Genomic DNA, 23,566 nt, shown 5'->3' with positions numbered 1-23,566 from the left:
TCCTATTTACTGCTGATTATCTTCCAGCATACTTTCTAGTTCATCCCAGCGCGCATACTTCTGGGAAAGTAATTCTTCTTTATCCGCTAATTCGGCTAGAGCCTTGGCGGTAGTGTCGCTATCTTGTTTGAAGAAATCCGGGTCGTTAACCTTTTCCTGCATGGCTTCAAGTTCTTCCTCTAACGTTTCTAATTCTTTGGGAAGAGACTCAAGCTCTCGCTGGTCTTTGTATGATAGCTTTTTCGTCTTACGGGGGGCAGACTTAGCACTAGGACTCCCCGAAGTTGAATTAGTTTCATTCTTTACTTTGGCTTTTTCTTCTTTTTCGATTTGCTGACGCTTTTCGTGTTGGTCTTTATACCAGTTTTCTACGTCAGTGAAACCCCCAATGAACTCTCTAAGCACGCCATGACCTTCAAAAACCACGCTACTATTTGCTACGTTATCAACAAATTCCCTATCGTGACTTACTAACAGAACCGTCCCAGTATACTCATTGAGCAAGGTTTCCAGCATTTCCAGCGTTTCAACATCAAGGTCATTGGTGGGCTCATCGAGTACCAAAACATTACTCGGCTTTAGCATAAGCTTAGCCAACATCAAACGGTTCTTTTCACCGCCAGATAGGGATTTTACCGGCGCATTTACACGCTCAGGTGTAAAAAGATAGTCTTGCAGATAGCTGATAACGTGGCGCGGGTGGCCGTTAACCATCAGATCTCTTTTCCCATCGCCCACGGCATCGATCACGGTCTGTTCTAAATCCAATCCATGTCGGTGCTGGTCGAAATACGCAACCTCTAAATTGGTGCCTTGTTTACAGTTTCCAGCATCAGGCTGTAGCTCACCTAACAGTAACTTGATCAGTGTACTTTTACCGCTACCGTTAGGGCCGATAAGTGCAAGCTTATCACCACGCAGCACATTAAGGTTTAGGCCTTTGACAATAGGTTTACCTTCAATGCTGTAGCTGAGGTCTTTTACTTCAAATACCATCTTGCCTGAACGTGCGCCTTGATGTTGGTTAACCACAGCATTACCCTGCAATGCACGTCTTGCTTTACGCTCCTCACGCAGTTTCTTGAGGGCTCGCACTCGCCCCTCATTGCGTGTACGGCGAGCTTTGATACCCTGACGAATCCAAACTTCTTCTTGCGCTAACTTTTTATCAAACTCAGCGTTTTGAGACGCTTCAACCTCTAAATCTTGTTGTTTTTTCTCTAGGTAAGTTTCGTAATTTCCGGGATAGCTGGTAACAGAGCCTCGGTCAAGGTCAATAATTCGTGTGGCCATTGCGCGTATAAAAGCACGGTCATGGCTGACAAATACAATGGCACCTTGATAATTGCTCAAACTTGATTCAAGCCATCGTATCATTTCAATATCAAGGTGGTTAGTAGGCTCGTCTAGAAGCAGTAGGTCTGGTTGACGAACAAGAGCTCGCGCTAGTGCCGCTTTTCTGCGCCATCCTCCAGATAACGTTGATAGCGAAATCTCTGGTTCTAGCTTGAGCATCGTTAGTGTTTGTTCTATTTGCTGTTCAAACTGCCATGCATCGCGCGCTTCAAGTTGTTCTTGTAAACGTTGAAGCTTATTTAAGTTAGCTTCACTAGGGTCTTCACCGACGATACGGGTTTGATGAAAATAGGCTTTCAGCGTTTCCCCAACGTCAGATAGACCTTCTGCAACGTAATCGAAAAGCGTAACATCTGTGGTCTGCGGAGGATCCTGCTCTAAACGGGCAATAACCGTATTACTCTCAATTATCCGCTGGCCGTCATCAGCAATAATATCGCCAGCGATGACCTTCATTAAGGTAGACTTTCCACTGCCGTTACGGCCAACGAGACACACCCGCTCTTTCGGTTGAACAACAAGTTCGACGCCGTCTAAAAGCGGCGGATTTCCATAAATAACAGTGATGTTTTTTAACTGCAAAATGCTCACTGAAGAAACTCCTCTAAATCGGCTGTGGTGAAAGGCCAACCGATTTCCTTATTATTGTCATGTCGCTTCAGCACCGGAATACGAGCGCCATATAGGTGGTAAAGCTCTGTGCTTTGGCGGATATTAACCTTTTCTATCGTTAAAGATGAAGACATAGACGTGCGCGCTATCTCCAAATCGGCTAAATCACATAAACTGCAATGAGGACCGGTGTAAAAATAAATCTTCACGATGCTAGTATCCAGCACTGATGAATTTTACCTTTACGGGCAAAATCTTCAGGAATAGTTTCATTTGTGATATTTTTCACAGAGAGACCAAGTGCGCTTATTGTCGGTTCATCTAACTTAAAGCCACGCTTATTATTGGAAAAAATAATCGTCCCTTGCGCTTTCAAACACGCCTTGGCATCGCTAAGCATTTTTACGTGATCGCGCTGCACATCCCACGTATTCTGCATGCGCTTTGAATTTGAAAATGATGGTGGGTCGATAAAAATTAAGTCGTATTTGCCTTTATGGCTACTGAGCCACGTTGTGCAGTCTGCCTGAATAAACGCGTGCGGCCCCGTAAGCTTGTTAAGCGCCACGTTTTTCTTTGCCCACTCCAGATAAGTATTTGACATATCAACCGTAGTGACTGATTTAGCGCCACCCATGGCTGCAAATACAGACACGCTTCCTGTGTAAGAAAAAAGGTTTAGTACGTCCTTACCCGCTGACATCGCTTTTACTTTTTGACGAGTATTGCGATGGTCTAAGAAAAGGCCGGTATCTAAATAATCTGTTAGGTTTACTAAGAAACGCGCGCCATTTTCATACACTTCCATCATGTCGCCAGACTGATTAATTTTTTCGTACTGCTTAGTGCCTTTTTGTTGGGCACGGACTTTTAATGCAATCTTTTTGGGCGACACGCCTGTCACTGCGGGTAAATGAAGAAGCACTTCCTGAAGGCGTTTTCGGGCTTTGTCTTCCGATACGGTTTTTGGTGGCGCGTACTCTTGTACTACAAGCCAATCATCATATCGATCTACCGCTACATTATAATCCGGCAGATCGGCATCGTAGATGCGATAACAGTTTGTGTTTGCGCTTTTTATCCAGCCTTTCATACGCTTGAGGTTTTTCTTCAAGCGATTAGCAAATTCGTGATTGCCGGCATCTTCGCTGAACTGCACCGTGTTATCTTCATCTAGCACGTAGTTAGCAAGGCGACATTCTAACTTACCATTATTCATGGCGTAGTCTTTAGTTGCACGAAGTTTTAATACGCGAAGTAAGTCACGATTACTGCTTAGCAGCGAAACGTGCCATCCCTTCCATGCTTCTTTAAAACGCTTGCCCCAATCACTGAAAAGAGGAATAAGCGAGGTAAGTTCACCAAGACGTTCGCCATACGGAGGGTTTGATACTACGTAGCCGGGTGTTGCTACTGGTGGTGATGACTTAGTTGCATCTTGCTGAGAAAATGATATATCACTAAACACGCCGGCAAAATCTGCGTTGGCTTTGGCAATAGCAACCATCTTACGGCTAAAGTCACCGGCGTAAATGCCACCTCCACAGCTTGGTTTTTGAACCGTAATTGCGTTTTCGAGCAAAGCTTCCCAGAGCTTTTCTTCATGGCCTAACCACTTAGTAAAACCCCAATAAGAGCGCCTAATACCTGGTGCGATATTTCGGGCAATATATGCGGCCTCAATGGCGATGGTGCCTGAGCCACACATTAAGTCAACCAATGGCGCACTTGTATTTTCTGTCCAACCACTGCGTATTAGCATTGCACTTGCGATGTGTTCCTTTAGTGGTGCATCACCGGTTTCTTGCCTGTAAGCACGCTGGTGGAGACTGGCTCCAGCCAAGTCAATTCCTAAGATCACGTTATCGCGATGAAGTCTTGCATAAACAGAAATATCAGGCGTTTTGCGTTCAACTGAAGGGCGAGGTAAACCTTGCTCAACAAACGAGTCAACAATCGCATCCTTAACGCGCACTGCGCCAAACTGTGTGTTTTTAATCGCAAAATTGGTGCCGATAAATTGTACAGATAAAGTATGACGTGAATCCATCTGCATTTGCCAATCGATGCCCATCGCAGTGTTGTACAGGGCTTCAGCATCCCCTGCTTTACCAGACGCAAGCACCCAGATTACGCGGTTTGCTAGTCGCGACCACAAGCAAAGTTTATAAGCATCTTCTTTTGACCCTTCAAACTGTATAGTGCCAGGCCCTTGTTTAATTTGTGCATCAGGGCATAGGTTCAGCACTTCTTGCTTTAATAGTTCGTCAAGACCGCGACTGGTCGTAACCAGAATAGTATTCATTCAATTACCTGTTTGGGGTGTGCATGCTTTTTTACAATTGAGCATGCACACAAGAGATTATTTTTCAGATGTATTATAACGCGTTTACGATGCGTTTAACGAGGTTCGGACCTTGATAAATAAAAGCCGAATAGATTTGAACGAGAGATGCGCCAGCATTGAGCCTTTCTTTGGCCGTCGTAGGTGAATCTATTCCGCCTACACCAATTATTGGAATCGCGCGGTCAAGTGCTTTGCTCAACTTGCGCGTAACTTCAAGACTCATGTCAGTCATGACCGAACCACTCAAACCACCCATTTCGTCCGCATATTTCAGCCCAGCAACAGCATCCCGAGAAAGTGTTGTATTTGTCGCAATTACGCCGTCCATTTTACTGTTTAAAAGAGATGCCGCAATGCTGTCGATTTCAACATCACTTAAATCAGGCGCGATTTTAATAAATAGCGGTACGTATTTTCCGTGAGTTTGCGTCAGCGTTTCTTGTGCTGCTTTGAGACCTACCAATAATTTATCAAGAGCTTCACCGTATTGAAGGTTTCTAAGACCTGGCGTGTTTGGCGAAGAAATATTTATAGTCACATAGCTGGCGTAAGGGTATACCTTATTGAAGCATGTTAGATAGTCGTCGAGGGCGTTAGCTTCTTCAGTATCTTTGTTTTTACCAATATTAATCCCAATAGGCCCTTTAAACTGCGCCTTTTTCACCTGTTCAACGAGATGATCAACGCCTTTGTTATTAAAGCCCATGCGATTGATAATGGCGTGCTTTTCAGGAATTCGAAACAAGCGAGGTTTAGGATTTCCAGGTTGAGGGCGCGGCGTAACCGTACCAATTTCAACAAAACCAAATCCCATACTGGCAAAAGCATCGATGCAGTCGCCGTTTTTATCAAGTCCTGCTGCAAGTCCCACTGGATTATCGAAGGTCATTCCAGCGACGGTCACTGGTTTTTTGATTGTGGGAGTGCTGTACATCCATTTCAGCGGTGTGTGTTGTGTCTTGTTTAACCAGTTAATGGTGAAATCGTGACTTTTTTCAGGTTCGCACTGAAGTAAGAATTTTTGCACTAAAGATTGCATGGCTAATTTTAACGCTCGCTTATTAAGGGTCTGTTGATCGCTAACATTGATAGGTTTGCGTTAAGAATGTTGATCCTAACACTGGAACTAAATTATACAGCAACGATCACTCGGCCAATAAAAAGCCCTGATAAACAGGGCTTAAATTATTAAGGTGCGTGTATTCTAATGGTTAGACTTCACGCTTAAAAGCATCAATTCACGTAAAGCGACAGAAAATTTAGCAAATTCGTGAGTTGTACTCGTCTTAAACTCTGACATCATGTGATACCAACGCTTGAGCAGTACCTGATTACTTTCAATCCATTCATCTAAAATTTGGTCAGCATTACTGATATCTTCACGTGATGCCAGCAGATTCGCGGCAATTGAACGCTGCTGCCAATCTAACTCCTCACGGTAAGATGCACGTGCAAGTGCTTGCCAGTGGTTGCTTACCGCTTGATTGTTAATTTGATCTAAGAACCAATGCAGCTCTAAACGAGAACCTAATTGATAATAAAGCTTAGCAACAACATCGGTATCGTGTTTGTCCGCTTCTACAATCTGCGCCAAATCGAAGCTTGAGAACATGTTTGAGAAGCTTGCCACTTGATACGCGATGTCTTGCGGGACACCTTTATCAATGTATTTTTGAGTCGCTGCTTCAAGCTGCACATATTCACTTTCAACAAGGTAGTGTTGTAGGTTTTTCGACAGAGTATCAAACGTTCCGCGGTAGCTAGCGATGGCTTCCTCTATGCTCTGCGCTTTGTTACCGTGGCGTATATACCAGCGTGCAGCGCGGCGCATGATTCTACGGGCTTCATCTAGCATCTTAAGCTGCAACTTCGCAGGGATAATATTATCGAGCTCTTCAATGCGAGCCCACAGCGTTTTCATATTGAAAATACCGTGCACAATCGCGTAGGCATCTGCGATTTCGCTAACACTTGCGCCTGTCTCTTCCTGCATTCTGAAAACAAAATTAAGGCCCATATCATTAACCATGTTATTGGTTAACTTAGTGGCAATAATTTCGCTTCGAAGTGGATGCTGCTGCATGTGCGTAGCAAACTTTTCGCGAAGGATTGATGGGAACGCTTCTACAAGTAACTTTCCGTGATAAGGGTTATCAGTAATTTCAGGAATATTAAGCGCGTCTTTCAACACCATCTTACCGTAGGCGATGAGTACGCTTAGCTCTGGACGAGTCAACCCTTGATCTGAAGCCACGCGATCTGAAATTTCATCATCGCTTGGGATAAATTCCAGTTCACGATTTAGTTGCCCTTCTCGCTCAAGACCGTGAATAAAGCGCAGCTGCTCTTTGAGTTGTTTAACACCAGCAAGCTCCGTGATAGAGATTGATTGAGTTTGACGATAGCAGTCCTCGAGTACAATGCGACTTACATCGTCGGTCATATCGTAAAGTAATTTATTACGTTGCTTGAGTGTTAATTCACCGTCGTTCACTAGGCTGTTAAGTAAGATTTTGATATTTACTTCATTATCCGAACAGTCCACACCACCCACGTTATCAATAAAGTCAGTGTTAACCCGGCCGCCATTGGATGCATATTCAATTCGTCCCAGTTGCGTTAAGCCTAAGTTACCGCCCTCGCCCACAATTTTGGCTTGAACGTCACGACCATTAACTCGTAAGTCATCGTTAGCACGGTCCCCAACATCTGAGTGAGATTCTTTTTTGCTCTTAATATACGTACCGATACCGCCATTCCAAAGAAGATCGACAGGCATTTTCAATATATTATGAATAAGCTCGTTTGGTGTCATCGTTAGCTGACGGGTACCCAACCACTTCTTCATTTCAGGCGTAAGCTTAATTGACTTAGACGCGCGGCTAAATACACCACCGCCTTTTGAGATGAGCTTACTGTCGTAGTCTTCCCAGCTAAGGCTTGGATTTTCAAACAGGCGCTGACGCTCTTTATAGCTCGCTGCTGCATCAGGGCTAGGGTCAAAGAAAATATGCAAATGGTTAAATGCCGCGATTAACCGCGTGTGCTCTGAAAGCAACATACCGTTACCGAATACGTCACCTGCCATGTCACCTACACCTACACATGTAAAATCTGTGGATTGACAGTCGATGCCAATTTCTCTGAAGTGACGCTTGACAGATTCCCAACCGCCGCGAGCGGTTATGCCCATTTTTTTATGGTCGTAACCTATACTTCCGCCAGATGCAAATGCATCGCCTAGCCAAAAACCAAATTCTTCTGCAATACCGTTGGCAATGTCAGAGAAGGTTGCAGTGCCTTTATCTGCAGCTACAACCAAGTACGGGTCGTCATCATCAAGGCGAACCACATCTTTAGGCGGTACTATCTCGCCATTGACAATGTTATCGGTAATATCAAGTAAACTAGTAATGAAAATTCGGTAACAGGCTTGACCTTCTGCCTGAATAGCTGCACGTCCTTCGCCTACCGGTAAGTTTTTACAAACAAATCCACCTTTTGCGCCAACCGGAACGATAACCGTATTTTTAACCTGCTGCGCCTTAACTAGCCCTAGTACTTCCGTTCTAAAGTCTTCCTGGCGGTCCGACCAACGCAAACCACCGCGTGCAACTTTACCGCCTCGTAAATGCACACCTTCTACTCGTGGGCTGTAGACGAATATTTCGAACTTCGGCAGCGGAAGCGGCATCTCAGGAATAAGCTCCGGCAGCATTTTAAACGAAACATAAGACTTTTCGTTGCCAGCGTCATCGGGTTGATAGAAGTTAGTGCGCAAGGTCGCTGACATCATGTCAAGATAACGGCGGATAATACGGTCATCATCCAAGTTGCTTACATTATCCAACTGCGCCTTGATATCTTCTAGCAGCGCTTCTTCCTTCTTCACGTTACGCTTTTTCTTAGGGTTGAAGCGAAGGTCAAAGAAATCAACCAGTAGACGGGCGATATTTGGATAGTTTGATAGCGTGTTTGCGATGTAATCTCGGCTGAACGAACTGCCTGTCTGACGCATGTATTTTGCATAGGCACGCAATATTGTAACTTTTCGGCCTGTCATGTTTGCGCCAAGAATTAGGCGGTTGAAAGCGTCATCCTCTAGTGTCTTGGTCCACACTTTAGCGAAGGCGTCTTGGAACAACAGTTGAGCCTTCTCCATGTCGAAATGCTGGCCGCTTTTGTGAAGCATGGTGAAGTCCATCACCCAGTTACGCTCACCCTCTGAACACGTTATTTTATAGGGGCTTTCATCGATTACGCGTAACCCAAAATTCTCCAGCATGGGCAGTACGTCAGACAAATGGATAGGTTCAGCTCGATGGAAAAGTTTAAGCTTAACCACTTGGCTGTCAGCGTCTTCTTCTTGAGGGCGGTAGAACAGCATGTCGAGGGTGTGATTGTCGTCAAGCATCTCTAACTTGCCGATATCGACAAGCGCTGCCGACGGGAGGTTGTGCTCCATATAGCTTCGAGAAAACGCGTTATTGTATTTACGCTCAAGCGCTTTGCCCGATGCCTCACCGTGCGCAGCAGAAATTGAAGACGCTAGTCTGTCGTTCCACGTTTTGGTCAACTCAATTATATTTTGCTCTATTTCCTTCACATCGAATTCCGCGTTGTTATCGTTGACTCTTGCAATGTAGTGCGTGCGTGCATACACAGACTCTGAGAAAAATGTCGTGAACTCTACTTCTTCCGCCGCACCGAGTGATGCCTTTAAAAGCGCTTGCGTCTCTTTTCTTAACTGGGTGTTATAGCGCTCTCTTGGCACAAACACCATGCATGAGAAAAAGCGCCCAAAGATATCTTTACGGATGAACAAGCGAGAGATACCTCTTTCTTGCATTTGAAAGATACCCATGACGATTTGCGCTAGCTCTTCAGCAGGGGTCTGAAGCAGCTCGTCACGAGGATAGGTTTCTATGATGTTTGCGAACGCTTTGTAAGCATGCGTGCCAGGCTCAAAACCTGATAGTTCACAAATACGTTTAATCTTCTCTCGTAAAATCGGAAGTTGAGTTACGCTGTTATTGTAAAACGATGCTGAATATAAGCCTAAGAAGCGATGTTCACCTACAACCTGCCCGTCTTTATTAAATACCTTCACGCCGACATAATCCATATAGGCTGGACGATGCACACGAGCACGAGAATTAGTCTTCGTTAATATTAGGGGATTTTTGCTTAATGCTTCGGCTCTTGCAGAAGCAGGTAAACGAGACAACAAGCGCTCGCGGTCGTTAATCGAGTTTTTCAACAAACCCAGGCTCGTGTCGTTTTGAGGTATCCATCTATGGTCACCTTCAATCGCTTTGACGTCATAGTAACGGTAACCCATCATGGTGAAGTTATGATCGCCCAGCCACTCAAGATAAGCTTTTGTTTGGTTTTTCGCTTCTGCCGATACCGGCCAATTAAATTTAGCGTTATTTTTAATAACATCCTGCAAGGTGTTGGTCATCCCCTGCCAGTCTTGTACCGCTAACGACACCTCATCGACAACTGAATGAAGCTCTTTGGTTAACGCATCAATATCCTTTTTTGATGTCTGTGTATCAATTTCTATGAAAATAACCGTTTCTTTTTTAGCGCCTTCTATAGTTTTTCCAGGCTCAACAAATGCCTGCACTTTATTCGTGCTGTCTCTCTTGATACCAATAGGGCTGTGGAGAAACAAGTGCGCAGTAATGTTTAATCTGTTAAGCAACATGCGCACTGAGTCAACCAAAAACGGCATGTCAGAGACGATAATCTCGACGATAGTGTGGCTTGAATGCCAACCGTGTTTCGCTATTTCTGGATTGAAAACGCGTATATAGGGCGCATTATTGTCAAATTTTGCTAGACCATTCCATAAGCTGAGTGTTGCACCATAAAGGTCGCTGTCGTTTCGGTTTTCTAAGTCATCGCTAGAAATATTTTTATACAACAGACGTCCGAATTGCTGCACAAGAGACTTCTGCTTGGTATCTACTTTCTTGTCGATAAGTGCAAATACGTTGTCTAGCAGTACTGAGTGTCGCTGTGAGGTGACTGTCATTTGTTAACCTTTTTTGAATGTCGTAATACCAATCCAACTTGGTATAAGTGTCGAGTACCAAACTATTTTCTCTAATAAATGACGCTAATGAAAGCCCATTTTTAACCTTATATTAACAGCATAGATAACTATGCAGAAAACACCCAAAAAAAAGGGCCAAAAGGCCCTTTTTTATGCGTAGCTATGCAAAAATATTTTATGCACCAGGGTCGTTTTTATTCCACCACAAGAATCGTGCAAGCGCAGGCAGTACAATTATTGCACCAAGCATGTTCACAACGAACATGAATGTCAGCAATATTCCCATGTCCATTTGGAACTTCAGAGAAGAGAACACCCACGTGCTCACGCCAATTGCTAGCGTTATGCCAGTAAACAACACTGCGCTGCCACGCTCTTTCAGGGCTGCAAAATAGGCCTCTTGAACGGTCGCGCCTTTTTTCAGCATTAGGCTCTTGGTAGAGAGAATATAAATACCATAGTCAACGCCAATACCCACGCCAAGTGCGATTACCGGTAACGTAGATACGGTGAGACCTATTTGCAGGTATGTCATTAGCGCTTGGGCCAAGACCGAAACCACGTAAAGTGGAATAACGACAACCAGCGTAGCGCGAATAGAGCGGAAGCTGATAAGACACAGCGCGATAACCGCGCCGAATACGTATAGCATCATTGGGTCTTGAGCTGCGCTTACTGCTTCATTCGTCGCTGCCATTACGCCTACTGGGCCAGACGCCAGACTAAATTTCATGTCATCAGTCTGATACTCGTCGCGATAGGCTTTCACCGCATCAACCACGCGAGAAATGGTTTCTGCCTTGTGATCTTCCATAAACAAAATGATGGGCATCACCGAACAGTCACCGTTCAACAAACCCGATGAGGTAGGTACGCGAGAAATAGCTTGCACTAACGTTTGTTGGTTGCGCGGAAGTACTTGCCACTTCACATTCCCTTCGTTGTATCCAGCGTTTACAATTTTTGCAACAGAGGCAAGAGACACGGCTGACTGTACGCCCTGCACGTTCTCCATTTTCCACTGAAAATCATCCATAGCTTTCATTACGCTGTGTGATGTACACGCTTCCGGAGTGGTCTCTACCAGTATGGAAATATAATCGACCGTTACTTCGTACTTGTCTGTAATAAGGAACGTGTCTTGGTTGTAGCGCGATGTCTCATGTAGCGCAGGTGCACCAGCATGAAGATCGCCTATTTTCATATTTTGGGCCTGGAAGTGACCGAAAACAAATAGAATAGCTGTTACGGCAAGAATAATCGCTGCTGGCTTCTTGCGTGAACAGGCTGCAATAACTTCCCAAAATCGAGAATTTGCATTTTCCTTGCCTGCAAATTTTTCTACATACTTCTCGTCAAGCTTCAAGAAGCTCATTAGCACAGGGAGAAGTAACAAGTTAGTCAGGATTATTACAGCTACACCCATACTTGCTGTAATAGCAAGTTCTCTGATGATACCGATATCGATAACAAGCAGCGTCATGAAGCCTACCGTGTCAGAAAGCAATGCAATACCACCAGGTACTAACAAATTCCTGAAGGCCGCCATAGATGCGCGCTTAGCGCCGATGCCGGTGACAGCCTGCTTTTCAACTGCATTGATCATTTGCACGCCGTGGCTCACACCAATGGCAAATACAAGAAATGGCACAAGAATCGACATGGGATCCATACCAAAACCAATAGAAGTTAGAAGGCCTAACTGCCAGACAACCGCAATTATTGAGCAAACTAAAGGAAGCAATGTCAGCATAATGCTGCGCGAGAAGAAATACACCATTACTGCCGTAATAGCGATAGCAATGGCGAAGAACAGTAGAACGTCTTTTGCACCATTTGCCACGTCCCCTATCATTTTCGCGAAGCCGATGATATGGATAGACGTATTTTCATTTTCGTATTGGCCACGAAGCTGCTCTTCGAGCTCTGCAGCTAATGCAAGCGTATCTAGGGGCTCGCCAGTCTGAGGGTCAATATCCAATAGTTGAGCCGTTACCATTGCACAGCTGTAATCGCTAGATACTTGTCTACCAACAATGTTGGCTTTTTCTACGTTGGCAGCAACAAGTTCCAATGCTTCAGGATTTGATGAATTGAAGTCAGCCGGAATCACCGGGCCGCCGGCAAATCCGCCCTCAACGATTTCTGTAAAGCGAGTAGAAGGTGAAAACAACGAAATGACCAGCGAACGATTTACACCATTTATAAAGAAAAGCTGATCGTGAACATTCTTGAGCGTATCAAAAAAGTTCTGATTGTAAATATTATCGTTTTTATCACACACAGAAACTAAAATATTGTTTGCACCACCAAAGTCCTGACGGTGCTCAATATAGGTTTTCATGTACTCATGATTTAACGGGATGTTTTTTTCGAATCCTGCGTCTAAACGCATGTGAGAAGCTTGGTAGCCAAGAAAAACCGTAGCAATGGCAAATAAGGCCACCACTATTTTGCGGTTACCAAACACTAATTTTTCTAGAAAATGGGTCATTGTTATTATACTGCCCTATTTTAAATTCAACGTTTTAACGCCATTCGCGGTAACAGCAATTGTTTCGCCGTTAAATTGCGTTGCGTTTAGAAGCGCTGCTTTATCTTTAATTTGAGAAGCAACAATTCCTTCATCCGCTACACAATCGGAAGGGTTAGCATAAGGGTCACGCATACTGGTTGGTAGCGGGCGCTGTGCAGTTATCATCATGCCATTATTTCCTAGGGCATATACTGTCGAACCAGAACCTACTAAGATAGAATTGAGCGTACTGTTAGAGCATGTTTGCACATACTCCCACTCGCCAGCATTTCGATTAACGAAAATGTTTCCGCGCAAACCTACCGCTAACACCGTATTCTCATCTAACGGTTTGATATCAAAAAATGACCCCGTGTAATCAACATAATAGCGCTCCCATGATTCTCCCATGTTAGTGCTTTTTGCTAATAAGCCTGCCTCGCCCGCCATGTATAACGTGTTTCCATCAAGCGTGACGCGATTTAAATGTGGAAGAATTGACTCTAATTCCTGCTGATAAAAGGCCTCGTCTTCCTTTCGAATATCTTCTAGGTACTCTTGGTCCATAGGATCCAACAGACTAGCATGCCTCTCAGCATTCCAAGACTTTCCGCCATCTTGCGTACGATAAAATAAGCCATAAGCACCGGTTGCAATGCCATGCTGTTCATCAAAAAACAAAACATCTAAAAATGGACGCTGTAGTTCTGGCTGATAATTTTGAATCTCCCACGTTTCGCCCTTATCTGCAGAATGCAGAATAACGGCGTCGTGACCAACTGCCCAAACGTGATTTCCCACAACGGTAGTGGCCGTGAGCGTTGAATGTGTAGGTACGTTTTTCTGACTAAACGTGTTGCCATCTTCTGACACTAATATATGACCGCGTTCACCGACAATAACGACAAATGAATCAGCGTCTATGTCCAAAAGAACAGATTGCTCTACCAATGGTGCCATGAATGCTTCTTCGGCGAATGCAGTGGTTGAATAATTTACTGCGAATGTGGCGGCAATGCACGCTGCAATGGTTTTTTTCATAATTAACCATTCCCCCTATTTATAATTGTCTGCATACAAAAACGGTTGGCAATTGCCAACCGTTTGTTGTGTAAGGCGATTAGCGCATACCTTCTCGTCGTAACGCTTGAGGTGTGAATTCCACGTCTCGAGGGCGTACGGTGAAGTCGTACATTTCCTCTTCGTTATCAAGGCCTATTGCCAAGTAACGACGAGAGTTCAAATCGTAATACGCATCAAGCGTTGACCACTGTGTTGGAACTTCGTAGTAGTTCACACCATAAGCTACACCAACACGGTAAAGTTCGCCACGATTATCATACATATCAGCAACTTGAATTTGCCAGCTGTCTTCATCTATGAAGAAAACACGTTTTTGATAAATATGACGGAAACCTTCTTTAAGCGTTGCTTCGACTACCCAAACACGGTGCTTCTCCCAGCGTGTGAGATCTGGATTAACGTGGTTAGGCGTCAGAATGCTCTCGTAAGAGGCATTGTCTGAATGAAGTGCGTAATTGTTGTAAGCAACGAACATTTCTTGCTTGCCAACCAATTTCCAGTCATAGCGGTTTGGAGAACCGTTGAACATATCGAAGTCATCGGTAGTTCTTAAGCCGTCAGCCGCAGTTCCTGGCGTATCGTATGCAATGTTAGGAGCTAAACGAACACGACGTTGTCCCGTGTTGTATGTCCATGCTTTACGAGGCTCTTTAACTTGGTCAACGGTTTCATGTACAAGCAGCGCAGTACCAGCAAGACGCGCAGGCTTAGTTACCTTTTGCTTAAACATAAACAAAATGTTGTCTTCTGTTAGCTTCTCAGGCGTCGCGCTTTCTTCGGCATACTTGATTAGCAACTGCTCATCAAAACCAATGACGTTGTAATCACCGCCGGTAGTAACTGCAGCCTGACCACCATTACGTTGTACCGCTTCGCCACGATAACGAAGAATATGGTTCCAGATTGCCTCTAATCCGTTCTGTGGAACAGGAAACGGAACACCTAACACAGCACCTTTGATACCATTACCGTCGTCAAGTAACTCTGCTCTGGTAGCATTTACTTTAGTCGCATCGTAAATGGATTGAGGGTTAGACGCAGAGCGTCGAGTTTGGTACACCGGCATACGGAATGTGTCTGGATAAGTTTCAAATAGCTTCTTCTGACCCTCAGACAAGTACTCAGCATACTCTTTATAATTTTGTGCCGTTATTTCAAAAAGCACTTTGTCATCTGGATACGGATCTTGGTGATGATCTCCAACTGTGTATCCGGCTGGTGCAGACGTTATACCACCAGTCCAAGCTGGGATACTGCCATCAGCATTACCTGCTTTTACAGCACCCAGTGGTGTTAGTTCATTACCCAGTTTATTTGCTTCTGCTTCAGACACTTTTGCTAATGCGCTTGTACCTGATAATGCAAGTGACAATGCAGCAGCGACAATTCCTATTTTTCTAATCATAAATACCACTCTTAGATTGCATATTTGATGTTAAATGAAACGAAGTCTCTGTCTGAAAGTGCGTTGGTTGTACCAATACCCCCCCAGAAAGCGCTGTATGACGCAGTTGCAGACCATTTACTTAGATAATCAAATGTAAAAGATACAGCAGCAGACTTAACATCTTCAGTGAAAAGGAAAAGTGGATCTGGTGTTGTACCATCCACATCGTGAGAGAACGTTGCACGAACTCGTAAGTTCATACCAGCATAGATTGAGTTGTAATCGGCAACGGCCAGTAAACGATAACCCCATGCATCATCAGTGGCGAACGGGTTAGTTTCTGGACCGTCTGAAAGAGCATTCAACAAACCCTCACGAGAATTACCATTAAGCGGCTCAACCGAAGGAGTTCGTGCGGTACCTGGCGCGTTCAAGCGGATTACGTCCGGATCAGGCATATCAACGATATTTACGTAGCCCACTTCGCCTAAGAAGACAAAGTTATCCGCACCAAATTTGGGGCCGAACACATGAGAAGCAGTAAACTGCATTTGCCATGTGTCAGAGAATAGGAAGCCTTCAGCAGTCTCGCCTGGACCAACTGCTCTGCCAATGTTGTTTAGCTGTGAAATACCTTCCAAATCTGGGCGTAAACCTGCATTAGCAAGCTGCTCCGGCATACCCATATATAGCAACTCAACGTCATCGATTTGAAGTGGTTCATCGACTCGGTAAGCGAATTCACCTGCAAGGGCTGTAGTGCCGATGTTAGTGTTAAAGCTCATACCATATAGTTTTATATCTTCAGGAAAGAAAAACTCAGATTTGGTGAATGCTCTTAAGTCAGTGATATTGTCTCGCGTGACCTCGTTTGCCGCAATAAATGCTAAGTCTGCACCTATGCCCGCCTGAGTAAAGTCAGATGTTACGCCTGATATAAGTGGACGTTGGCTGTGGTAATTGATGTGATAAAAACTAAATTCAGTTTCATTAAAATCTTCGGCAAACCATGTCAAACGAAGACCGTATTGCCCTTGGTCGTCAGCATCATTGCGAACTTCATCACTAAAACCACGTATAGCTACCTTGGTTGGGTAAGCTAGGTATGCTTGTGAAAGCGCTGCCGCATCAGCGCCTGAACGAAGTGCATCGCCGAAGCCATTAAGCGCAGACAAGAGGTGATCAAGGTCGATGTCTGGATTACCACTAAAGCCAAGCTGAATATTGTTGCGTTGTCCGCCTTCGCCTGCGAAGTCGTTAGTTGCAAAGTAACTACCAGCAACAGGTAACCAGCTTTCTTGCCACTCGTATTGGTAGTAACCAGATACACTTAACGTGTCAGAAAGGCCGAGAGACGCGTAAACCATACCAACAGGTAGAAATACTTCGCGTAATTCAGCACCTGGTGCACGTGCGCGGGTAACGTCAACTGGATTAGTGGTGTTGATACCGTGTTGGATAAACGTACTTTCACCCCAACTGATAACCTGACGACCAACGCGAAGTGTAAGTGGCTTGTCGCCAATCCACCAGTCACCGTAGAAGAATGCATCGTATAAACGGACGTCGGTACACAGAAGGTCTTCAGCCTCAGGGTCTTGACATAGGTCGTATTGATTGCCCGTTATTGGATTTGAATAAGGACGGTCGCCATCCATTTGCTCGAAGTCATAGAACCAAAAACCTCGGGCGAAGAAACCATAATCACCGAAGTTTACATCTAACTCGTGCGTGCCAGAAACTTGAGTTGCGAAGGCATCTCCTGGATCGTGAGCAAGGTTGCCAAGGTCACCATTTGTTGAATACGCGCCATCTGCTAATCCCCAGACATCGCCGCTTGGATATAGAGGATTAAAAGCCGCATGGTAACCGCTCCAGTCAAATTGAGGATGGTTACTGTTACCAATAAGGTCGTAATCTCTTGCCTCTGTTCGAATGCTTGTAGCTAACGTAAATGTTGAATCTAAAGATATACTTACATCACCTACTTGCCAATTGGCAGCGTGAGCTGGTACTGCAGCAGCACCTAGCAGTGAGAGAACTCCCGCTGCTACCGGTGATATCTTAAAAGCGCTAGGCCCGTTTTTCATATTTTTATACTCCCAAGTCGATGTGACTTAATACGTGACATCATGACCAACCATAACGATTAACAAAATCATTACATCATTTTGCCATAACCGCAAGAACTAATCCTACCAGTTAACAAAATTTACAACATTAATCGTATCAAATAGTTATTGCTTTATTGTGAGTATAAAAGGCATTTATAAACTTGCAGAAAAATTGTACGAATTTTTGGGGGGAAATCGTTTTTTAGGATTTTTTAAGGGCTTTGGACATACTAAAGTCCCCTTTCGTGCTGTTGAGATGTGTAAAAGGTAATGAGTTAAGGTAATAGATTTTATTCAAATATAAAGGCTCTATGAGAGCCTTTCAAAAGACTTAATTTTTTTGTTAGCGTCGACGACCATCCTAAAACGACCTTTGATGCCATCAGAGGTAACAAACTGTCTGAGACGATTAGTAGGCACTTGAACGCTCAGACCAGATTCACTCACCATAACAACATCTGGCATAGTAGGAATGTAAAGCACCTCACATTGTTTGTAAGGTGCGTTTATAGAAAAATAAAAAACCGAGTCAGTCGGGCTAGTGCTTGTCATAAGCAAGGCTTTTACTTACTTTTTCGAAGACATCTTTGCTCAGCCCTTTATGATTTAATAAACGACCGAGTTGTTGTTTCATTTGTTGTTGATGCTCAATAGCAAAACCTTGCCATTGAGTTAAAGGCGTTACTATGCGAGCTGCAACTTGAGGGTTGACCGCATCAAGTTTGAGCAAGTAATCGGTCACAAATTTATATCCGCTACCATCTAATGAGTGAAACTTTTCACTATTGTAGAAAGCAAAACTTCCAATAACGGAGCGAACGCGATTCGGATTACTCATTGCAAACTGTGGGTGCTCACACAACATAGTAATAGTGGCGAATATATCGTCACGGTTTTGCGTAGCGTGGAGCGCGAACCATTTATCCAATACAAGCGGATCGTGATTCCAGGTTTCTTCAAATTGAGCCATCAGGCTATCGAAAGTTACTGAACTGCAGTGCTGCGCACTTCTAAGTGCCCCTAGCGTGTCGGTCATGTTATCTGCGCTATCAAACTGCGCTATTACCATGCCTTCGTGTTGAGGTAACCTTGCTAGGTGTGCAAGTACGACATTTTTACAGCGGCGTCTGTTTATCGCGTCCTGCGTGTAACTATAAGCACTCAGTTCAATATTATTGAACACGTTCAATAATTCTTGCTCTAACGAACGAGCATATTGGTCACAGAACGCTTTTCTTGCCTTTGAAAGTGCAGCCACATTGATATTGCTTCTGCTTTGGCACAATGTCTCAAATGAGGGAATAACTAAACATTCACCTAGCAGTTCAAGATTATCTTGTTCTTGGGCAATAGCTTGCTTAATACCGTTCCAGATATCGTTGCTGATTTCAGCACCCGGCGACGCTTCTAATTGCTTAATACAACGATCGTAAAGCGTTTGCATTGCGTCCCAACGATTAAACGGGTCTTTTGAATGTTTAAAAATGGTAAGCAGAGCGTCTGTCTCCAGTGGGTTCTCTACTCTCGCTGGCGCTGAAAAGTTTCCTAATACTACAGGTGTCAGATCAGCACTTTGAGCATCTACTGTAAAACGCACGGAGGCATCTTTTAAAACAATCATGCCGTTTTGAATGAGCGATTCGTTGTCGGTGTAAGTATTACCCTGTTTATCTATAATCTCGATATTAACCGGAATATACAGCGGTTGCTTCTCGCTTTGGTCAGACGTTGCTGGCGTATGCTGAGAGAGCGTGAAAGTATGCTTAAACGTGCCGTTTTCAGCAGACTCAGTGCTATGCTCAACGGTAATTATCGGCGTGCCAGATTGGCTATACCAGCGTGAAAACTGGGTTAAATCCAAGTCCGTTGCTGATTGCATTGCCGATATAAAATCGTCACACGTGACTGCCTGACCGTCATGCCGTCTAAAATATTCATCCATACCTCGCCTGAAGCCTTCTGGCCCTAGCAACGTATGGAACATACGAATAACTTCTGCCCCTTTGTCATAAACCGTTACTGTGTAGAAGTTATTCATTTCAATCACTTCTTCAGGGCGAATTGGATGGCTCATCGCGCTGGCATCTTCAGCAAACTGGTGCTCTCGCATAACGCGAACATGTTTTATGCGATTGCTTAACGCCGAAGTCATATCTGCGCTAAACTGCTGGTCCCTAAATACCGTCAGCCCTTCTTTAAGGCTTAGCTGGAACCAATCGCGACACGTGACTCGGTTACCCGTCCAGTTGTGAAAATACTCGTGCGCGATAACCGATTCAACATTAAAAAAGTCATCGTCAGTTGCGCTTTTTTGGTCGGCTAGGACAAACTTGCTATTAAAGACATTCAAGCCCTTGTTTTCCATCGCTCCCATATTGAAGAAGTCGACAGCGACTATCATATAAATATCTAAGTCGTACTCTAGACCGAAAATATCTTCGTCCCATTTCATTGCTCGCTTAAGCGATTCTAACGCGAATACGCCCTGAGACTTTTTGCCTTTATCGACATACAACTCTAGCGCAACCTCTTTACCGCTTGTCGTTGTGTAGCTGTCGGTAAGTAAATCGAAATCACCGGCAACCAATGCAAAAAGGTAACAAGGTTTGGGATGCGGGTCATGCCATTTCACGAAATGGGTGTTCTCGCCTACGTCGCCCTTGTCCACTGGATTGCCATTGGCTAAAAGCATCGGCACTGATTTGTCTGCAACTACCGTAACTGTGTAGACCGATAAAACATCGGGGCGGTCCATAAAATAGGTAATTCGACGGAATCCTTCAGCTTCACACTGTGTGCAATAGGCGCCGCCCGATAAATACAAGCCTTCAAGGGCTTTATTTTGCTCAGGGGCAATGGTGTTGGTAATTTCTAAGACAAATTCATCGAGATGAGTGGAAATGCTTAACAACGTATCAGACACTGTGTACTTGTCATCAGATAGAGCATTACCGTTAATGGCAATAGTGTTAAGTGATAAGTTATCGCCATCAAGGATTAAAGGGCTATCGTGATTGCCATTACGTGTGACAGATAATGTACTGATAACCTGAGTTTGCGTTGGATGTAGCGTAATATGTAGGTCAACTGTCGCTATTGAAAAAGCGGGCGGCTGATAATCCGCCCGGCGTTTAGCTTGAACTGACATAGATCCTCCTAAAAGAAAGCCTACGTGGATTTATTTGGAACGTTTGGTTAAACCGTTTCTTTACTGTTAACTTCAACGTGTGGTGGTGTAATACGTAGAATCTTAATACCTAAATACGCGTACACAACAGCAAGGATCGGGTTGATTACGTTAAAGAATGCATAGAATACATAATCAAATGGGTTTACCAATAATACACTGTGCATGTAGGCACCACAGGTGTTCCAAGGAATAAGTGGAGATGTAAGTGTACCGCCGTCTTCAAGACTACGAGAAAGGTTAAGCTGGTCTAACCCTCGCTTTTTAAATTCCTCTTTATACATGCGGCCAGGCATGACGATAGAAATATACTGATCGGCCGTGACTAAGTTCGTACCAAAACAGGTAAGAATGGTTCGGCTTACCATATCACCTGCTGATTTTGCGCCTATTAATATGGCAGAAACGGCGCGCTTTAGTAGCCCAACACGCTCAAGTACTGCACCGAAAGACATCGCACAGATGATAAGCCAAATGGTATTGAGCATAGAAGACATGCCGCCGCGGGATAATAAGCTGTTCAAATTCTCATCAGGCGTAGAGAAACTTACGCCGTCAAATAGCGCCGTCCATACGACTTTTAGGGCACCGATATTTGCAGAGTCATCGCTACTTGCCATAGACGTTACAACGTCCCATTGAAAAACCACAGCCCAGATGCCACCTAACAATGCACCTATGAAAACCGCGGGGAACGCAGGCATTTTTTTGATTGCTAAAGTAAGTAATACAACAAGAGGGATAAGCAGGTGCCAACCTAAATCAAAAGACTCATTGAGTAAAAGCTGCATCTGTTCAATGCGCTCAGCTTTTGCCTCGCCTACTTCACTAAACCCAAGAACGGTAAATAGAATAAGTGCAATTACAAAGCTTGGGATTGTGGTCCATAGCATGTAACGTATATGTTCGAATAAATCGGTTCCTGCAACTGCTGGGGCCAAGTTAGTTGTTTCTGATAATGGTGAAATTTTATCGCCAAAGTAAGCACCAGAGACCACAGCACCTGCAGTAATAGCCGCCGACATCTCCATGCCTGCGGAAACGCCCATTAGTGCTACACCTACCGTCGCTGCCGTGGTCCATGAACTACCAATACTCATTGCCACTACAGCACAGATAAGACATGCAGCTGCATAGAAAAAAGAAGGATTGAGGAGTTCTAAACCAAAGTAGATTAAAGTAGGTACTGTTCCAGCTAACATCCATGTACCAATAAGTGAGCCTACCGCTAATAATATGAGGCACGCACCTAAAGACATAGAGATGCCGTCTACAATCCCTTTTTCAATGGTCTTCCAACTATAGCCGTTTTTCATGCCGATAATGGCGGCTAAACCCATAGCCAGAAGTAACGCAATCTGGTTTGGCCCATATGAAGAATTATCTGCAAACAGATATACCGCGCTTCCCATCATTACCACTAAGGCAACGATAGGAAGTATTGCATCGAGGAGTGACGGCGTTTTTATTTCTTTATTCGTCATTGTCGTTTTTAAAAACCTTATTATTGTCGTTTTTACGCGTAAAGCGTGCTGTTCGCTGTTTTTTGCTCGCTTTAGAATACTGAGCGATAGAACATTAAGGCGATGATTACCGGGCACACGAAGCGCACATACCACGGCCAAATTTTCCAGAAAACGCTGTGTTCCGCAAACTCGTCACCTTCTTTTAGTTCATCGAGTATCGCGTCTCTACGCCAGACCCATCCAGCAAAGATACAAAGCACAAGACCTAAAAGCGGCTGGCTATACTCAGTGGTTAATGCGATAACAAAACCGAACAGAGTTTCAAAGTTCAATATGATAATGCAGCTTAGCGCAAAGATTATTGAAGACATGAGTACAACCGCTTTTTTGCGTTGTAGCCCCTTGCTTTCAACCATGTAAGCGACAGGTACTTCCAGCATTGATATAGAAGAGGTTACTGCAGCTATTGCCATAAGAGCGAAAAACGTGAAAGCAACAAATAACCCTACAGTGCCAATGGTATCGAATAACGCCGGTAGCACCTTGAATATAAGCGTGTCGCCCTGGATTAATGCACCCTCTGGTGTAAAAATCTCAACACCATTGTTTAGTGCAACGTACATGGCCGGAATGATTAGCATACCAGCGATTACCGCAACACCGATATCGACTAGCGCTACAGATGCCCCGATACTTGGTAGGTTTTCATTTTTACTTAAGTATGAGCCGTAAACCAGCATAGTACCTACACCTAACGACATGGAGAAGAATGCTTGTCCCATTGCATTGATCAAAAGGTCTGGGTCCAATACACGGGAAAAATCAGGCACTAGGTAAGCTGACCAACCCTCTACAGCACCTGGCTGCATACTCACATAAACGATTAAGGCAAGGATAAGGATAACTAAGGTGGGCATGAGACGTACTGACCACTTTTCGATACCCGACTTTACGCCGCCAACCACAATAAATGCAGTTAAGCCCATGAATAAAAAGCAGAAAATAACGTTACGCGTAACTGATGATGTAAGCAGCCAGTCACTTACATTGGTCAATCCCACCATACTTACTGCAGCATCGGCAAAATAAACAAGCATCCAACCGCCCACAATCGCATAGAACGCGAGGATGAGCGATACGGTGATGCAGCCCCAAATTCCCGTAAGCCTGCCGGCGAAATTACCCGAGATTTTTCCTAGCGCATCGACCATATTTGAGCGTGTACTGCGGCCTATAATAAGCTCTGCCATAAGTACAGGATAGGCAAGAACAAAAGCAAGTAATAAGTAAACAAGTACAAATGCTGCCCCGCCGTTGCTTGCTACCTTTGTTGGAAAGCCCCAAATATTGCCTAGCCCAACTGCTGAGCCTGCCGCTGCTAGCACGAACCCAATTCGAGAGGAAAATTCGCCTCTGATAGCCATGTTATTTCCCT

At 44.4% G+C, this 23,566-nt stretch carries 13 protein-coding genes; all 13 read right to left on the bottom strand.

The features are described 5' to 3' along the window. Window positions 1–6: 6 nt before the first annotated feature. On the bottom strand, window positions 7–1,947 hold the full coding sequence (locus ACM0P2_RS10515) for an ABC transporter ATP-binding protein (protein ID WP_173358577.1): 1,941 nt from the start codon (window positions 1,945–1,947) through the stop codon (window positions 7–9). Continuing rightward, a complete protein-coding gene (locus ACM0P2_RS10510; protein ID WP_159118968.1) occupies window positions 1,944–2,177 on the bottom strand; it encodes a glutaredoxin family protein in 234 nt (77 codons plus the stop codon). The genes ACM0P2_RS10515 and ACM0P2_RS10510 overlap by 4 nt, the downstream gene beginning before the upstream one ends. Then, the gene (gene rlmKL / locus ACM0P2_RS10505; protein WP_159118966.1) at window positions 2,174–4,273 is read right to left on the bottom strand and encodes a bifunctional 23S rRNA (guanine(2069)-N(7))-methyltransferase RlmK/23S rRNA (guanine(2445)-N(2))-methyltransferase RlmL; all 2,100 of its coding nucleotides are present in this window, start codon (window positions 4,271–4,273) and stop codon (window positions 2,174–2,176) included. Before rlmKL ends, ACM0P2_RS10510 begins: the two co-directional genes overlap by 4 nt. A 73-nt stretch (window positions 4,274–4,346) precedes the next feature. Then, window positions 4,347–5,354 (bottom strand): quinone-dependent dihydroorotate dehydrogenase, encoded by a 1,008-nt coding sequence (pyrD, locus tag ACM0P2_RS10500; protein ID WP_159118964.1) that lies wholly within the window; start codon window positions 5,352–5,354, stop codon window positions 4,347–4,349. Between the two features lie 165 nt (window positions 5,355–5,519). Then, window positions 5,520–10,358, bottom strand: coding sequence for an NAD-glutamate dehydrogenase (locus tag ACM0P2_RS10495; RefSeq protein ID WP_159118962.1), 4,839 nt, complete (start codon window positions 10,356–10,358; stop codon window positions 5,520–5,522). 196 nt (window positions 10,359–10,554) lie between these two features. After that, window positions 10,555–12,873 carry an efflux RND transporter permease subunit gene (locus ACM0P2_RS10490; protein ID WP_159118960.1) on the bottom strand — a complete coding sequence of 773 codons (2,319 nt, stop codon included), beginning with the start codon at window positions 12,871–12,873 and terminating at the stop codon, window positions 10,555–10,557. 15 nt (window positions 12,874–12,888) lie between these two features. Beyond that, complete coding sequence (locus ACM0P2_RS10485) at window positions 12,889–13,935, bottom strand: WD40/YVTN/BNR-like repeat-containing protein (RefSeq protein ID WP_159118958.1); 1,047 nt, start codon at window positions 13,933–13,935, stop codon at window positions 12,889–12,891. A 79-nt stretch (window positions 13,936–14,014) separates the two neighbouring features. Next, a complete protein-coding gene (locus tag ACM0P2_RS10480) occupies window positions 14,015–15,382 on the bottom strand; it encodes a DUF1329 domain-containing protein (protein ID WP_159118956.1) in 1,368 nt (455 codons plus the stop codon). Between the two features lie 11 nt (window positions 15,383–15,393). After that, window positions 15,394–17,454 (bottom strand): DUF1302 domain-containing protein, encoded by a 2,061-nt coding sequence (locus ACM0P2_RS10475; protein WP_159118954.1) that lies wholly within the window; start codon window positions 17,452–17,454, stop codon window positions 15,394–15,396. Window positions 17,455–17,787: 333 nt separating this feature from the next. Beyond that, window positions 17,788–18,030, bottom strand: a complete 243-nt coding sequence (locus tag ACM0P2_RS10470) for a DUF2835 family protein (protein WP_105931322.1) — start codon at window positions 18,028–18,030, stop codon at window positions 17,788–17,790. After that, on the bottom strand, window positions 18,017–20,626 hold the full coding sequence (pepN, locus tag ACM0P2_RS10465) for an aminopeptidase N (protein ID WP_159118952.1): 2,610 nt from the start codon (window positions 20,624–20,626) through the stop codon (window positions 18,017–18,019). The genes ACM0P2_RS10470 and pepN overlap by 14 nt, the downstream gene beginning before the upstream one ends. Window positions 20,627–20,673: 47 nt before the next feature. Next, window positions 20,674–22,149, bottom strand: coding sequence for a Na+/H+ antiporter NhaC (nhaC, locus tag ACM0P2_RS10460; protein WP_159118950.1), 1,476 nt, complete (start codon window positions 22,147–22,149; stop codon window positions 20,674–20,676). Window positions 22,150–22,220: 71 nt separating this feature from the next. Further along, a complete protein-coding gene (locus tag ACM0P2_RS10455) occupies window positions 22,221–23,555 on the bottom strand; it encodes a sodium-dependent transporter (protein ID WP_159118947.1) in 1,335 nt (444 codons plus the stop codon). Window positions 23,556–23,566: the final 11 nt, after the last annotated feature.

The sequence above is a fragment of the Alteromonas sp. OM2203 genome (assembly GCF_048517045.1).
Taxonomy (GTDB): Bacteria; Pseudomonadota; Gammaproteobacteria; order Enterobacterales; family Alteromonadaceae; genus Alteromonas; species Alteromonas gracilis.
This window is presented reverse-complemented; position numbering and strand designations above follow the sequence as displayed.

What these genes read in the sequence shown, in the direction of transcription:
- ACM0P2_RS10470 (WP_105931322.1), bottom strand. Translation starts at nt 18,030, where the DNA reads ATGACAAGCACTAGCCCGACTGACTCGGTTTTTTATTTTTCTATAAAC.
- nhaC (WP_159118950.1), bottom strand. Translation starts at nt 22,149, where the DNA reads ATGACGAATAAAGAAATAAAAACGCCGTCACTCCTCGATGCAATACTT.
- ACM0P2_RS10475 (WP_159118954.1), bottom strand. Translation starts at nt 17,454, where the DNA reads ATGAAAAACGGGCCTAGCGCTTTTAAGATATCACCGGTAGCAGCGGGA.
- ACM0P2_RS10480 (WP_159118956.1), bottom strand. Translation starts at nt 15,382, where the DNA reads ATGATTAGAAAAATAGGAATTGTCGCTGCTGCATTGTCACTTGCATTA.
- ACM0P2_RS10455 (WP_159118947.1), bottom strand. Translation starts at nt 23,555, where the DNA reads ATGGCTATCAGAGGCGAATTTTCCTCTCGAATTGGGTTCGTGCTAGCA.
- ACM0P2_RS10490 (WP_159118960.1), bottom strand. Translation starts at nt 12,873, where the DNA reads ATGACCCATTTTCTAGAAAAATTAGTGTTTGGTAACCGCAAAATAGTG.
- pyrD (WP_159118964.1), bottom strand. Translation starts at nt 5,354, where the DNA reads ATGCAATCTTTAGTGCAAAAATTCTTACTTCAGTGCGAACCTGAAAAA.
- ACM0P2_RS10485 (WP_159118958.1), bottom strand. Translation starts at nt 13,935, where the DNA reads ATGAAAAAAACCATTGCAGCGTGCATTGCCGCCACATTCGCAGTAAAT.
- pepN (WP_159118952.1), bottom strand. Translation starts at nt 20,626, where the DNA reads ATGTCAGTTCAAGCTAAACGCCGGGCGGATTATCAGCCGCCCGCTTTT.
- rlmKL (WP_159118966.1), bottom strand. Translation starts at nt 4,273, where the DNA reads ATGAATACTATTCTGGTTACGACCAGTCGCGGTCTTGACGAACTATTA.
- ACM0P2_RS10495 (WP_159118962.1), bottom strand. Translation starts at nt 10,358, where the DNA reads ATGACAGTCACCTCACAGCGACACTCAGTACTGCTAGACAACGTATTT.